This window comes from Nocardioides halotolerans DSM 19273, assembly GCF_000422805.1.
Classification (GTDB): domain Bacteria; phylum Actinomycetota; class Actinomycetes; order Propionibacteriales; family Nocardioidaceae; genus Nocardioides; species Nocardioides halotolerans.
Genome location: NZ_AUGT01000009.1, coordinates 269617 through 283954 on the forward strand (window position 1 = coordinate 269617; position 14338 = coordinate 283954).

General features: G+C 70.3%; 8 protein-coding genes. 2 read left to right on the forward strand and 6 right to left on the reverse strand.

Annotated elements, in window-relative coordinates:
- Nucleotides 1-155: 155 nt before the first annotated feature.
- The 5 genes from G514_RS28845 to cysD form a co-directional block, all read right to left on the reverse strand.
- On the reverse strand, nt 156-4832 hold the full coding sequence (locus tag G514_RS28845; RefSeq protein WP_051246420.1) for a M1 family aminopeptidase: 4677 nt from the start codon (nt 4830-4832) through the stop codon (nt 156-158).
- Between the two features lie 144 nt (nt 4833-4976).
- Nucleotides 4977-7091: a M1 family metallopeptidase gene (locus tag G514_RS24220; protein ID WP_051246422.1), complete on the reverse strand. Its 2115-nt coding sequence runs from the start codon at nt 7089-7091 to the stop codon at nt 4977-4979.
- A 43-nt stretch (nt 7092-7134) separates the two neighbouring features.
- On the reverse strand, nt 7135-8256 hold the full coding sequence (locus G514_RS24225) for an LCP family protein (RefSeq protein ID WP_169576264.1): 1122 nt from the start codon (nt 8254-8256) through the stop codon (nt 7135-7137).
- Nucleotides 8257-8801: 545 nt separating this feature from the next.
- Nucleotides 8802-10100 (reverse strand): sulfate adenylyltransferase subunit CysN, encoded by a 1299-nt coding sequence (gene cysN / locus G514_RS0101240; RefSeq protein WP_051246428.1) that lies wholly within the window; start codon nt 10098-10100, stop codon nt 8802-8804.
- A complete protein-coding gene (gene cysD, locus G514_RS0101245; RefSeq protein WP_028650274.1) occupies nt 10100-11014 on the reverse strand; it encodes a sulfate adenylyltransferase subunit CysD in 915 nt (304 codons plus the stop codon). The genes cysN and cysD overlap by 1 nt, the downstream gene beginning before the upstream one ends.
- 173 nt (nt 11015-11187) lie before the next feature.
- Between cysD and G514_RS0101250 the strand changes: the two genes are divergently transcribed.
- Together G514_RS0101250 and G514_RS0101255 are read left to right on the forward strand one after the other, a co-directional pair.
- The gene (locus G514_RS0101250; protein WP_028650275.1) at nt 11188-12354 is read left to right on the forward strand and encodes a nucleotide sugar dehydrogenase; all 1167 of its coding nucleotides are present in this window, start codon (nt 11188-11190) and stop codon (nt 12352-12354) included.
- A gap of 55 nt (nt 12355-12409) precedes the next feature.
- The gene (locus G514_RS0101255) at nt 12410-13348 is read left to right on the forward strand and encodes a UDP-glucuronic acid decarboxylase family protein (RefSeq protein ID WP_028650276.1); all 939 of its coding nucleotides are present in this window, start codon (nt 12410-12412) and stop codon (nt 13346-13348) included.
- Here G514_RS0101255 and G514_RS24230 read toward each other — a convergent pair.
- The gene (locus G514_RS24230) at nt 13321-14319 is read right to left on the reverse strand and encodes a sulfite exporter TauE/SafE family protein (protein WP_051246431.1); all 999 of its coding nucleotides are present in this window, start codon (nt 14317-14319) and stop codon (nt 13321-13323) included. The two genes, G514_RS0101255 and G514_RS24230, sit on opposite strands and share 28 nt — an antisense overlap.
- Between the last annotated feature and the right edge of the window lie 19 nt (nt 14320-14338).

The window sequence follows — 14338 nt, forward strand, 5'->3', positions numbered from 1 at the left end:
TTCCTCAACCAGCGGTGCGCGACCGTCGTCGTCGGTGGTTGAGGAGGTCGCGCAGCGACCGTCGTCGAACGTTGGTTGAGGAGGTCGCGCAGCGACCGTCTCGAAACCTCGTACGCCGGGGCTGGGACGCGACCGGGCTCGGTGCGGCGGATGGGTCAGCGGCGCACCTTCTTGGTCGGGGGGCTGACCCGCAGGGCGACCTCGTAGCCGGCCAGGGTCACCGACACCATCACCTTGATCCGCTTGCCGGCGTACTTCTTCTTGAGCTTGTACGTCGCACCGGTGGCGCCCGTGATCAGCTTCGACCCGGCGTACCACGCGTAGCGGACCGTGGCGCCGGCCGGGCAGCCGGCGACGCGCGCCGTGAGCTTCTTGCCGACCCTGGCCTTGCCGCCGATGGTCACCGTGCACTGGCCGTCCGCGAGCTTCGCCGCGGCCACCGCCGGCGTCGCGGCGCTGGTGCGCGTGACCTGGTGGTAGCCGGACTTGCTGCCCGTGACGGCGACCGCCACGGTCTTGCCGACGTCGGCGACGCGGAGCTCGTAGCTGCTGCCGGTCGCACCCGCCGCCGGCGTGCCGTCGACGAGCCACTGGTAGGCCAGCGAGGTCCCGGCGTCCCAGGTGCCGGCCGCGGCCGTCAGCGTCTGGCCGTACTCCGGGGTGCCGCTGACCGTCGGCACCGGTGTGAGCGCGAGGTCACCCAGGTCCACGGCCGTCGTCGGGAGCGACTCCTTGATCACGGTCGCGTAGCCGGTCTTGGTGCCCGTCACCTTGACCGTCACCACCTTGCCGACGTCGCCGGCGACCGGGGTGTACGTCGTCCCCGTCGCGCCCACGACGTCGGTGCCGCCGGAGGTCCACTGGTAGGTCAGGGTCACCCCCGCGTCCCACGTGCCGGCGGTCGCGGTCAGCAGCTGGCCGACGATGGCCGACCCCGCCACCGTCGGCGTCGGCGTGGCGGACTGGTCGCCGACGACCACGGCCAAGGTCGGGAGCGACTCCTTCGTGACGGGCTCGAAGCCTGTCTTGGTCCCGGTCACCTTGACCGTCACGACGTCACCCACGTCGGCCACCACGGGGGTGTACGTCGTGCCGGTGGCGCCGCTGACGTCGGTGCCGTCCACCGTCCACTGGTAGGTCAGCACGGCCCCGTCGTCCCACGTGCCCGGCACCGCCGTCAGCAGCGCGCCCACCTTCGGCGTGCCGGTGATCGTCGGCGTCGGCGTCCCGGTCTGGTCGCCCGGCTGGACCGGCGACGTCGAGTGCATCGAGGTCCTGGTGACGTCGGTGTAGCCCTCCTTGTGGCCGGTGACCTTCAGCCCGATCGACGTCCCGATGTCGGCGACGACAGGCGTGTAGGTCGAGCCGGTGGCGCCATTGAGGTCGGTGCCGTCGCCGGTCCACTGGTAGCTGAACGTCACGCCCGAGTCCCACGTGCCCGGCACTGCGGTCAGCGTCACGCCGACCTTGGCCGCCGCGCCTGCGATGTCGGGGTCGCCGACGACGGTGAGCGTCCCGGCGGCCACCGGGTCGGTCGCGGCCGACTCCTTGGTGACGGGCTCGTAGGTGCTCTTGGTGCCCGTCACCTTGACGGTGACCAGCTTCCCCAGGTCCGCGAAGACCGGCGTGTACGTCGACGCGGTCGCCGTCGGGACGTCACTACCGTCGACGGTCCACTGGTAGGACAGCGACACGTCGTCGTCCCACGTGCCGGGCACGGCCGTGAGCTCCGAGCCCACCGCGGGTGTGCCGGTGATGGTGGGCGTCGGGGTGAGGGTCTGGGCCAGGCCGAGGATCGTCTTGCCCGCGCTGGTCTTGACGACGGTGGTGAAGCCCGCGCGGGTGCTGGTGACCTCGAAGGTCAGCACCTGGCCGATCTGGTCCACGGTCGGCGTGTACGACGTGGCCGTGGCGCCCGGGATCTCGACCCCGTCGACGTACCACTTGTTGGTCCGGGTCGTGCCGCTGTCCCAGGTGCCCTGGACGCCCGGGCTCGAGGTGCCGGCCCTCGGGGTGCCCGTGATCGAGGGGGTCGGCTGCAGCGTCTGCGTGCCCTCGACGACGGGCAGGCTCGCGGTGCTGGGCCGGACGACCGCCGGCACGCCGGGCTTGGTGCCGGTGACGGTGACGGTGAGCGTCTGGCCGAGCTGGGCCGCGGTCGGGGTGAACGTCGCCGCGGTCCCGGTGCCGCCCGCGATGTTGGTGCCGTTGGCCGCCCACTGGAAGGTGAGCGTCGTGCCGTCGTCCCAGGCGCCGTAGCTCGGGGTGAGGACGACGCCGACCTTCGGCGTGGCGGTGAACGCCGGTGTCGGCGTGGACTCCAGCGGGTCGGAGGCGGCGACGGGGCCGGTCGGCGCGCTGGTCTTCGTCAGCGTGGTGTAGCCGGCCTTCGTGCCGGTGACCACCACGTCCAGGGTCTGCCCGGCCTGGCTGGCCACGGACGGGATGTACGACGGGCCGCTCGCGCCGGAGATGTTGGTCCCGTTGGCTCGCCACTGGTAGGTGAAGACCGTGCCGGGCTCCCAGGTCCCGCGGTCGACCACGAGGCGGCTGCCGCCGACCTTGGGGGTGCCGGAGATGCTCGGCAGCGTGCCGGTCGACTGCGTGGCCCGGACGACGTTCGCCGTGGGTGGGCTGGTCGCCGAGGTGGTGTTGAGCCCGGCCTGCTTCCCGGTGACCTGCACGGTGACCGGCAGGCCGACGGTGCCGGGGGTAGGCGTGTACGTCGGGCCGGTGGCGCCGGTGACGGGGTTGCCGTCGACGAACCACTGGTAGGTGAAGGCCGGCCCGGCGGCCCAGCCACTGGTGTCTGCCGCCAGCGGGGCCCCCACGACCGGCGGGCCGCCGGTGATGCCGGTGACCGCGGGCGAGATCTGGCTGCGTCCCAGGACGTTGGTCGCGGTGCAGTCGAGGCAGGTGCCGCCGAGCGTGGCGGCTCGGGCGGTGGCCTTGAGGACGCCGTTGCCCTCGACCGCGTTGACGGTGGCCGGGATCGTGACGCTGGACGTGGCGGCGAGCGCCGTGCTCGGCACGATCCAGGTCAGCGTGGTGCCGGTCTGGCTGACGCCGCTGGGCAGGGTGCCGAGCGTGACGTCGTCGAGGACGTCGCTCGCATCGAGGGTGATCGTGGTGCCGGGGGAGGGCATGACGACCTTGCCGGTGTTCTTGACCGACAGCGTGTAGTCGGCCGCGCTGCCGGCGCCGAGCACGCCGGTCGGTCCGGCGAGGTTGAGGTTGAACTTCACCTGCCACGCGGGCTTGCCGCTGGTGAACCACCACGCCTGGAAGAACGCGGTGAGGTCGCGGTCCGAGATGCTCTCCGCCATCGCCTGGAAGGCCGCGGTGCGCCGGCCGGTGATCTGGCCGCCGCCGTAGGTCAGCTGGTACTGGCGCATCAGCGTCTCGAAGTCGGCCGCCCCGATGGCGGTGCGCAGCGCCTCGAGCGTCATCGCGCCGCGGGCGTAGACCTGGCTGCCGAACAGCTGGTTGCCGTTGGTCATCGCGGCGGGAGCGACGGTGAAGGTGGTGGAGCCGGCGCTGGTGGAGTTCCAGGTGTTGTAGACCGCCTGCTCGGTGGTCGTCGCGGAGGTGCCGGCGCTCTCGTAGCCGAACTGGAACGGCGCGTAGGTCGCCGGGCCCTCGTTGAGGGTGATGTCGTTCCAGTCCCACGGCGCGACGTTGTCGCCCCACCACTGGTGCATGATCTCGTGGTAGAAGGACCCGCCGGCGCTGTTGGGGAAGAACGGGCGGTCCTGGGTCTCCAGCGCGTAGTTGATGGTGCTCGGCACCACGTCGGTCACGACGCCGGTGCTGTTGCCCGGGTAGGGGCCGTACTTCGACTCGTAGAAGTCGAGCAGAGACTTGAACTGGCTGCGTGAGACCTGGGTGGTGTTCTGGTTGGCCACCGAGATGGCCGGGTCGATGAACGTCCACTCGTGGATGGTCCGGTCGGAGAGCTCGAGGTGGATGTCGGACTCGTAGATGTCGTAGCGGCCGATCGAGACCATCGACAGCTCGCTGGCCATCGGCTTGGTCTCGTCCCACACCCAGGTGGTGCGGGTGCCGTCACCGTTCGGGGTGCGGGAGATCAGCTCGCCGTTGCTGGCCACGCCCGCGGCGTACGGCTTGCCGCCCATGCTGGCGAAGTTGGAGGTGCGCAGCATGGTCGGCGCGTCGACGGTCCAGGTGTAGGTCGCCTTGTCGCGCGGCGTGTTGTTGTTGGGGAACAGCGTCATCGAGCCGACGGGCTGGTTGAGGAACGTCGCGCCGTCGGTGGTGTTGTTCCAGCCCTCGGCCGACCCGTCGGTGTCGAAGTGGATGACGGGCGAGCCGTGGGTGGTCACGACGGTGGTGAACGGACCGTCGACCGGCGCGGCCGGCGTGACGATCAGCTTGTGGTTGTCGACCAGCGCGCTGGTGGTGCTGCTCGTCTCGACGCGGCTGAAGGTCGCCGGCAGCCCGTCGACGGTGACCGTGTCGACGTCGTACCTGGAGTCGGCCAGGTTGCCGGTCGACCCCTGGAAGTCGAGGGAGAACGACGACAGCGGAGCCCCCGTGGTGCTCGCCGCGATCGTCGTCGTCGCGCTGACGGTGGAGGTGCCGACGGCGTTCGCGGTCGCCGAGGGCGTGAAGTCGGCCTTGAGGCTGATGTCGTAGTGGCTCACGTCGTAGCCGCCGTTGCCCTGGTTGGGGAACAGCGAGTCGCCGACGGTCAGGGCGCCGGCCACCGCGTCCGCGGCGTACGCCGGTGGGGCCACCACCGCCCCCACCGAGAGCGCCAGCGCGCTCACGACCGCGCTGGAAATGACGGTGCCGACGGTGCGACGAGCCACGTGCGTCTCCCTCGAGTCATCCGAGACGCGGCCCCTCCCTCAGGCGCCGAACGCCGCGAACCTAGTGAGCCGACGACGCGTTCCGATAGGCCTGCGTCGATTTTGTCCGACAACCGGGCGGAAAATGGCCCACTTGGGCGGTGCCTACCGCACCTTGCGCGTGCGGGGGCTGACCCGCTCCGCGGGCACGTACCCGGGCGCGCTCACGGTCACGCGGACCCTGATCCGCTTGCCCTTCGTGGACCGCTTGACCTTGTACGCCGCGCCGTGCGCGCCCTTGAGCGCCTTGCTCCCGGCGAACCACCGGTAGGTGAACGCGGCGCCGGGCGGGCAGCCGGTGGTCGCCGCGCGGAGGGTGCGACCCACGCGGGCCTTGCCCGTGATCCGCACCTGGCACGCCGCGCCGATCGCCGAAGGCGCGGTGGACGGGACGACCGTGTGCGTGACCGCGCAGGCGACGCAGGTGCCACCGAGGGTCTTGACGGACGCGGTGGCGGCGAGCGCCGTGCCGGCCGCGGTGGGCAGCACGGTGACGGGGAACGACGTCGTGGCCACCCCGGCGAGCGCGGTGGTCGGCACCGTCCACGTCAGCGTCGTGCCCGTGAGCGACACGCCGGCGGGCAGCGCGCCGATGGTCGCGTGGTCGAGCACGTGGCTCAGGTCGACCTCGACCACGGCGCCGGTCAGCGGCACCCGGCCGGTGTTCTTCGCGGTGAGCGTGTAGCTGACGCTCGACCCGGCCTCGACCGGACCGGCGCCGGGCGCGGCGGCGAGCGCGAGGTTGAGCTTGCCCGGCCACGCCGGCTTGTCCGCGTCGTAGATCCAGTCCTTGAAGAACGCGGTGAGGTCCTTGCCGGACAGCTCCTCGGCGAGGTCGATCAGGTCGGTCCACCTCTTCGACTGTCCGCCGAAGTCGGTCTGCCACTGCTTGATCAGCTGGAAGAACGCCGGGTCGCCGATCGCCGCGCGCAGCGCCTCGTAGGTCATCGCGCCACGGTCGTAGGACTGCCAGCCGAAGAGCTGGTCGGGGTCGGTCATGCCGGAGGGCGGTGTCTTCCAGAGGTTGTTGCCCGACGACGTGCTGCTCCACTCGCCGAAGAACTCGCTCTCGGTGTTGCCGTTCCCGTTGCCGGTTCCGTAGCGCACCGGCGCCCAGGTGGCCATTCCCTCGTTGACCCAGATGCCGTTCCAGTCCTGCGGTGCCACGGCGTCGCCGTACCACTGGTGGGCGAGCTCGTGGACGAAGGAGCTCGAGATGAAGTTGGGCGTCGACCACGTCGGCCGGTCCTGGGTCTCCAGCGCGTAGCCGACCCCGGTCGGGTCGAGGACGATGCCGGTGCTCTGGCCCGGGTAGGGCCCGAGGAAGGCCTCCAGCCCCGTGAGCACCGCTGAGAGCCGCTGACGCTGCGACTCGAACGTCGCCTTCTGAGGCTGGGTCATCGCCGAGTCGACGAACGACCACTCCGGGATCTCGCGACCGCCGGACAGGGTGACGGTGTCCTCCTTCACGTCGTACTGCCCGATCGAGATCAGGACGAGCTCGCTCGCCATCGGCCGCGTCTGGTTCCAGACCCAGGTGCGTGGGCCGCCGGTCGGAGGGATCGCGCTGAGCTCGCCGTTGGAGGCCACCTCGTAGGTGTCGGGGACAGTCACGCTGATCGTGTAGGTCGCCTTGTCGCTGGGGGTGTTGTTGTTGGGGAAGCCGGTCATCGAGCCGATCGGCTGGTTCATGAACGTCGCCCCGTCGGACGTCGTGATCCAGCCTTCGTCCGAACCCGCGGTCTCCCCGCCACGCTCGGTGGGATCGCCCGAGTAGTGCACGACCACGGTGAAGTCGCCCTCGACCGGGACGGTGGGGGTGACCCTGAGCTTGCGCTGGCCCGGGAAGGGGCCGTCAGCCTGGTTGATGCGCTCGATGCCCGCGGGCGGCACGGAGATGCCGTCGACCGTCACCGAGCCGACCGTGAGCCCCTCGAGGTCGAGACCGAAGGACGACAGCGGCTCGCCCGTCGTGGTCGCCTCGATCGTCGTGGTGGCGTCGATGGTGCCGCCGGTCGGGCTGGGGGTCCAGTCGAAGTCGAGGTCGTAGTGGCTCACGTCGTAGCCGCCGTTGCCCTGGTTGGGGAAGAGCGAGTCGCCCGACGTGAGCGGACCGTCGATGGCATCGACGCCGTCGCCGGCGTACGCCGGGGCGACCAGACCGGCGGCGACCAGCGCGCCTGCGACGAGGAGGGACCGAGTGCTTCTGAGGCGCGCCACGGCAAGCCAACCTAGACGAGCGGTGGCGCGGCGGGAAGGAGGCTCAGCGGACCTGGCCCACGGGCGGCAGCTCGTCGACCGCCTCCGAGTGGTCCTGATACCAGTCCTCGAAGCGGTCGGCGGCGAGCGCGTCGAAGAGCTCGGCCGTCTGGTCGAGGTCGAGGGTGACCACGCTGGCGCCGTCGATGGTGGGCGTCCCGGTCACCGGCACCGTCACGAACCGCATGTTGGCCGGCCTGATGTTGCGCGAGGAGACCGCGAGCGAGCGCATCTCCGACGACGTGAAGCCGTCGTCGACCGCGACGAATGACGCCAGCTCGGTCACGAGCCGCGTGATGCGGAACGGGTTGGCCAGCGTGCCGGCGGAGGCGACCTTGTCGAGCATCGCGCGGAGCACGTTCTGCTGGCGCTGGATCCGGTCGAAGTCGCCTCGCGGCATGCCGTAGCGCTGGCGCACGTACCAGACCGCCTGGTCGCCCTCGAGGTGCAGCGGGCCCTTCTGCCACGTGTAGCCGTTGCGCGGGTCGGTGACGTCCTCGGGCTGGTAGACGTCGACCCCGCCCATGGCCGAGGTCATGCCGGCGAGGTGCTCGAAGTCGATGACGACGGCGTGGTCGATGCGGAGGTGGCCCAGGCTCTCGACCACCTCGGCCAGCTCGGCAGGGCCGCCGTCGGAGAACGCCGCGTTGATCTTGGTGCGACCGCGGTCGGGGACGTCGACGAAGGAGTCGCGGGGGATCGAGACGAGCTGGGCCGAACGCCGGTCGCCCGAGACGTGCAGCACCATCACGGCGTCGCTGCGGAACTTGCCGGGCGTCCAGGAGCCGGTCGCGAGGTCGTCGAACAGCCCACCCTCGCCGTCGGGGTCGTCGACGCCGATCAGCAGGATGTTCTGGGCGCTGCCGACGGCCGCCGGCCGGGTGCCGCCGGGCTCGAACGGGAAGCGCTCGATGTCGTCGAGCTTGTGGTCGAGCCAGAGCAGCCAGCCGACGATGATCGCGAGCAGCACGAGCGCGACCACGACGATGACCGACAGCGCCTTGTGGTGGCGTACGAACCGCTTGAACCGGCGCCACGGGCCACGCTGCCGTGACCGCCGGACCCGGACCCGCGTGGTCGGCTCGAGCTCCGAGAGCCCGGCGTGCGCGCCACCGGGCTCAGGCACGGGAACCGCTCTCGCGTGCCTGCCGGGGGTCTGCAGGTCCATGACCGGTCAACGAGTCGCCTCCGCCCGGGGTACTGGCTGGTCTAGGTCTCAACGGGCGACGCCGACGCACGTCACGCCGCACCTGACGGGCGGTGGCTCACGACCTCCACGACCACCGGCGCGCACCGCTGGTTGAGGAAGGCGCGCTAGCGCCTGTCTCGAAACCTCCGCAGGGAGGGCACCCAGCCCGCCCACCGCTGGTCGAGCTTGTCGAGACCCCCGCGGCGGTGGCACCCGCCGGACCGAGGTCGGTTGCGTCCCAGCCCCGGCGTACGAGGTTTCGAGACGGTCGCTGCGCGACCTCCTCAACCACCGGACGACGAGGGCACCTGCGCGACCTCGTCAACCACCGGACGACGAGGGCACCTGCGCGACCTCCTCAACCACCGACGGCACGCACCGCTGGTTGAGGAAGGCGCGCTAGCGCCTGTCTCGAAACCACCGCAGGGCGGGCACCTGCTCGGCCGAGCTCGGTGCGTCCCAGCCTCGGCGTGAACAGGGCCTCAGCTGCCGCTGTTGATCATCCCGGCGCCGACGGTCACGCCGGTGGCCTCGTCGATGAGGATGAACGATCCGGTCCAGCGGTTCTTGCTGTAGGGGTCGCACAGGAGCGGCTGCGTGGTGCGCAGCTGGATCCGGCCGATCTCGTTGAGGCCGAGCTCCTTGGTCTCCTGGTCGCGGTGCAGCGTGTTGACGTCGAGGCGGTACTGGATGTCCTTGACCAGCGCCCGGGCGGTGCGGGTGGTGTGCTTGATCGCCAGCTTCTGGCGCGGGCGCAGCGGCTGCGGGGTCATCCAGCAGACCATCGCGTCGATGTCCTGGCTGGGCTGCGGGGCGTTGCTCGGCCGGGCGATCATGTCGCCGCGGGAGACGTCGACGTCGTCCTCGAGCCGGACGGTGACCGACATCGGCGGGAAGGCCTCGGAGACCTCCTTGTCGAAGAGGTCGATGCCCGCGATGCGGGACGTCATGCCGCTGGGGAGTACGACGACCTCGTCGCCGGGCTTGAGCACGCCGCCGGCCACCTGGCCGGCGTACCCGCGGTAGTCGTGGTGCTCGTCGGACTTGGGCCGCACGACGTACTGGACCGGGAAGCGGACGTCGACCAGGTCGCGGTCGGAGGCGACGTGCACGTGCTCGAGGTGGTGCATGAGCGTAGGGCCGCTGTACCAGGACATGTGCTCCGACCGCTCGACGACGTTGTCGCCCTTGAGCGCCGAGATCGGGATGACCTCGAGGTCGGGGATGTTGAGCTTCGTCGCGAACTGCGTGAACTCGGAGTGGATCCTGTTGAAGGTCTCCTGGTCGTAGTCGACCAGGTCCATCTTGTTGACCGCGAGCACGAGGTGCGGCACCCGCAGCAGCGACAGGATCACCGCGTGGCGGCGCGACTGCTCGGTGAGCCCCTGCCGGGCGTCGACGAGCACCAGGCCGAGGTCGGCAGTGGAGGCGCCGGTGACCATGTTGCGCGTGTACTGAACGTGGCCCGGGGTGTCCGCGATGATGTACTTGCGGTGGGGGGTCGCGAAGTAGCGGTACGCCACGTCGATGGTGATGCCCTGCTCGCGCTCGGAGCGCAGGCCGTCGGTGAGCAGCGCCAGGTCGGTGTAGTCGTAGCCCTTCGACGCCGAGGTCGCCTCGACGGCCTCGAGCTGGTCGGCGAAGATCGACTTGGAGTCGAGCAGCAGCCGGCCGATCAGGGTCGACTTGCCGTCGTCGACCGAGCCGGCGGTGGCGAAGCGGAGCAGGTCTGCCTCACGCCCGATCAGCTCGGGCACGGCAGCGGTGTCGTCGGTGGACATCAGAAGTAGCCCTCCTTCTTCCGGTCCTCCATGGCCGCCTCCGAGAAGCGGTCGTCGCCACGGGTGGCGCCGCGCTCGGTGACGGTGGCCACCGCGATCTCCGCGATGATCTTCTCGATGGTGTCGGCCTCGGACTCGACGCAGCCGGTGAGGCTCAGGTCGCCCACGGTGCGGAAGCGGACCGTCTTCTCGACGACCTCCTCGCCCTCGCGCAGCGGGTTGAGGTCGGACTCCGAGAGCCACATGCCGTCGCGCTGGAAGACGCGGCGCCGGTGGGAGTAGTAGATCGAGGGGATCTCGATCTCCTCGCGGCCGATGTAGTCCCAGATGTCGAGCTCGGTCCAGTTGCTGATCGGGAAGATCCGCATGTGCTCGCCCTCGTGCAGGCGACCGTTGTAGAGGCTCCACAGCTCGGGGCGCTGGTTCTTCGGGTCCCACTGGCCGAACTCGTCGCGGTGGGAGTAGACGCGCTCCTTGGCGCGGGCCTTCTCCTCGTCGCGGCGACCGCCGCCGAACGCCGCGGTGAAGCCGCCCTCCTCGAGGGCGTTGAGCAGCGTGCCGATCTGGAGCCGGTTGCGGCTGGTCTTGCCGTCGTCGACGACCACGCCGTTGGCGATGGCCTCCTCGACGCTGGCGACGATGAGGCGGACGCCCAGCCGGCTGACCCAGTTGTCGCGGGTGGCGAGCACCTCGGGGAAGTCGAGCCCGGTGTCGACCTGGAGGACGGGGAAGGGGATCTTGGCGGGATAGAACGCCTTCTCCGCCAACCGCATCATGACGATGGAGTCCTTGCCGCCCGAGAACATCAGGACCGGCTTCTCGAACTCCGCGGCGACCTCGCGGAAGATGTGGATCGACTCCGCCTCGAGCTGGTCGAGCTGGCTCAGCCGGTAGTCGGCATGCGTGACGGACATGAAGTGCGGGAGACCTCTTCTGCACGGGTGGTGCGCGTCGCGGTGGGCGGACGCGCGAGGAAGGGCAGCCATCAGGGTATCGGGAGCCCCGGAGAGGGGCTAATTCGTGACCAATCTCTGGCAAGAAACACGAGAATGCACGGGGCTCTCCCCGGGCTCCTAGACTCCCGGCCATGAGGATCGCCGTGGTCGGAGCGGGGTACGTCGGCCTGTCCAACGCCGTGCTGCTCGCCCGGCGTCACGACGTCCGCGTGCTCGACATCGACGCGGCCCGGATCGAGCTGCTCTCCCGGGGCGAGTCGCCGATCGAGGACCCCGAGCTCGAGGAGCAGCTCGCGCACGGGGAGCTGTCCCTGGTGGCGACCACCGACCCCGCCACGGCGTACGACGGCGTCGACCTGGTCGTGATCGCGACCCCGACCGACTACGACCCGCGCACGGACTACTTCGACACCGGCTCGGTGGAGCGGGTCCTGGCCGAGGCGCACGCGGCAGCGCCGGACGCGACCCTGCTGGTCAAGTCCACCGTGCCCGTCGGCTTCACCGAGCGGATGCTCGAGGCCACGCCCGGTCTGCCGATCGTGTTCAGCCCGGAGTTCCTCCGCGAGGGCCGCGCCCTCCACGACAACCTGCACCCCTCGCGCATCGTCGTGGGCGACCGCTCCGAGCGCGGCAAGCAGGTCGCCGAGCTGCTGCTGGAGGGCTCGCTCGACCCCGACGTGCCGGTGCTCGTCACCGACCCCACCGAGGCCGAGGCGATCAAGCTGTTCGCCAACACCTACCTGGCGCTGCGGGTGGCCTACTTCAACGAGCTCGACACCTACGCCGCGCTGCGCGGCCTCGACACCGCGCAGGTCATCGAGGGCGTCGGGCTCGACCCGCGGATCGGCACGCACTACAACAACCCGAGCTTCGGCTACGGCGGCTACTGCCTGCCCAAGGACACCAAGCAGCTGCAGGCCAACTACAAGGACGTCCCGCAGAACCTCATCAGCGCCATCGTCGACGCCAACACCACCCGCAAGGACTTCATCGCCGCGGACATCCTGCGCCGACGCCCGACCACCGTCGGCATCCACCGGATGATCATGAAGTCCGGCTCCGACAACCTGCGGATGTCGTCGGTGCAGGGCGTGATGAAGCGCCTCAAGGCCAAGGGCGTCGAGGTGATCATCCACGAGCCGTCGCTCCCCGGGCCGACGTACTTCAACTCCGAGGTCGTCGACGACCTCGAGGAGTTCAAGCGGCGGGCCGACCTGATCGTCGCCAACCGGCGCACGCCGGCGCTCGAGGACGTCGCAGACAAGGTCTACACGCGCGACATCTACGGCCGCGACTGAGCGCGTCCGCCCGCCCGGACCGTGACCTGCGGGGGCTGCGGTGCGTTAGCGGTCCGTGAGCAAGGTCCTCGTCACCGGCGGAGCCGGCTTCCTCGGCTCCCACCTGTGCGAGCGGCTGCTGGCCGAGGGCCACGACGTGCTGTGCGTCGACAACTACTTCACCGGCACCAAGCGCAACGTCGCCCACCTGATGGGCGACCCGATGTTCGAGCTGATGCGGCACGACGTGACTTTCCCGCTGTACGTCGAGGTCGACCAGATCTACAACCTGGCCTGCCCGGCGAGCCCGATCCACTACCAGCACGATCCGGTGCAGACGACCAAGACCAGCGTGCACGGGGCGATCAACATGCTCGGCCTCGCCAAGCGGGTGAAGGCGCGGATCCTGCAGGCCTCCACGAGCGAGGTGTACGGCGACCCGGAGATCCACCCGCAGACCGAGGACTACTGGGGCCACGTCAACCCGATCGGCGTCCGCAGCTGCTACGACGAGGGCAAGCGCTGCGCGGAGACGCTGTTCTTCGACTACCACCGCCAGCACGACCTCGGCATCAAGGTGATGCGGATCTTCAACACCTACGGCCCGCGCATGCACCCGAACGACGGCCGGGTGGTCAGCAACTTCATCGTGCAGGCGCTGCGCGGCGAGCCGATCACGATCTACGGCGACGGACAGCAGACCCGCTCGTTCTGCTACGTCGACGACCTCATCGACGCGATGGTGCGGCTGATGGACACCCCGCCGTCGTTCACCGGGCCGGTCAACGTGGGCAACCCGCACGAGTTCACGATGCTCGAGCTCGCCCACACGGTGCTCGAGCTCACCGGATCCCGCAGCGAGCTGATCTTCAAGGACCTGCCGTTCGACGACCCCAAGCAGCGCCAGCCCGACATCGCCCTGGCCCGGCAGGAGCTCGACTGGGAGCCGACGGTCGAGCTCGTCGAGGGGCTGACCCGGACGATCGACTACTTCCGGTCGACCCTGTCGGTCTGACGGCCGCGCTTCTCGCCCTCGAGCTCGGCGACGGTCGGCGCGCCGAACATCGGGAGGCCCTGGCCCCGGCGCAGCAGGCCCCACACCAGCGGCACCAGCACGATCATGCCGAGGCCGATCAGGCCGATCAGGATCGGGTGCGTCTCGTCCTTGCCGAGGGGTGACCACCCGGCCTTGTCGAGCAGCGCGACGCCCGACATCGTCAGGACCACCACGATGCCGCGCCGGATGATCGACTGCGGCACCCGTGGCGCGATCGAGCTGCCGAGCAGGGTGCCCGGCACGGAGCCGACCACCAGCGGGATCAGCAGCTCCCAGTCGATGCCGTGCAGCGCGATGTTGGAGATCGCCGCCGCGAGCACGAGCGGGACGGCCTGCACGAGGTCGGTGCCGACCAGCTTCACCGCGCTCAGCCCGGGGTAGAGCATCAGCAGCGCGACCATGATCACCGAGCCGGAGCCGACGCTGGTGATGCCGACGAGCAGCCCGCCGAGGGCGCCGACGAGCAGGGTCGGCACCGGCCGGATGCGGGGGTCGGGGTCCGCGTCGGGTGCGCCGCCGCGCACGCGGCGCAGGTTGATGTAGAGGCGCAGGGCGTACGTCGACGCGGCCAGCAGCAACGCGAAGCCGATCGCCATCTTGAGCACGTAGTCGAGCTGGTCCTCGTCGCTGGTGAGGCTGGCCACGAGGTGCGGCCCGAGCAGGGCCATCGGCACCGACCCGATGATCAGCCACTTGGCCAGCGAGAAGTTGGGGGAGCCCTCCCGCGCGTGCACGACGGCGCCACCGGTCTTGTAGACCGCGGCTGCGGTGAGGTCGGCGGTCACCACGGTCGCCGCCTCGCCGACGCCCAGGAAGATCAGGGCCGGCGTCATCAGCGCGCCGCCGCCCATGCCGGTGAGGCCGACGACGACCCCGACGAAGAACCCGGCGGCCAGGATGGACAGGGCCGTGGTCGTGAACAGGTCCATGCGCTTCCGGTCGTCCTCG

Excerpts from the sequence above, each read along its gene's own strand:
- cysN (WP_051246428.1), bottom strand. The coding sequence starts at position 10,100 with ATGTCCACCGACGACACCGCTGCCGTGCCCGAGCTGATCGGGCGTGAG.
- cysD (WP_028650274.1), bottom strand. The coding sequence starts at position 11,014 with ATGTCCGTCACGCATGCCGACTACCGGCTGAGCCAGCTCGACCAGCTC.
- G514_RS0101250 (WP_028650275.1), top strand. The coding sequence starts at position 11,188 with ATGAGGATCGCCGTGGTCGGAGCGGGGTACGTCGGCCTGTCCAACGCC.
- G514_RS24230 (WP_051246431.1), bottom strand. The coding sequence starts at position 14,319 with ATGGACCTGTTCACGACCACGGCCCTGTCCATCCTGGCCGCCGGGTTC.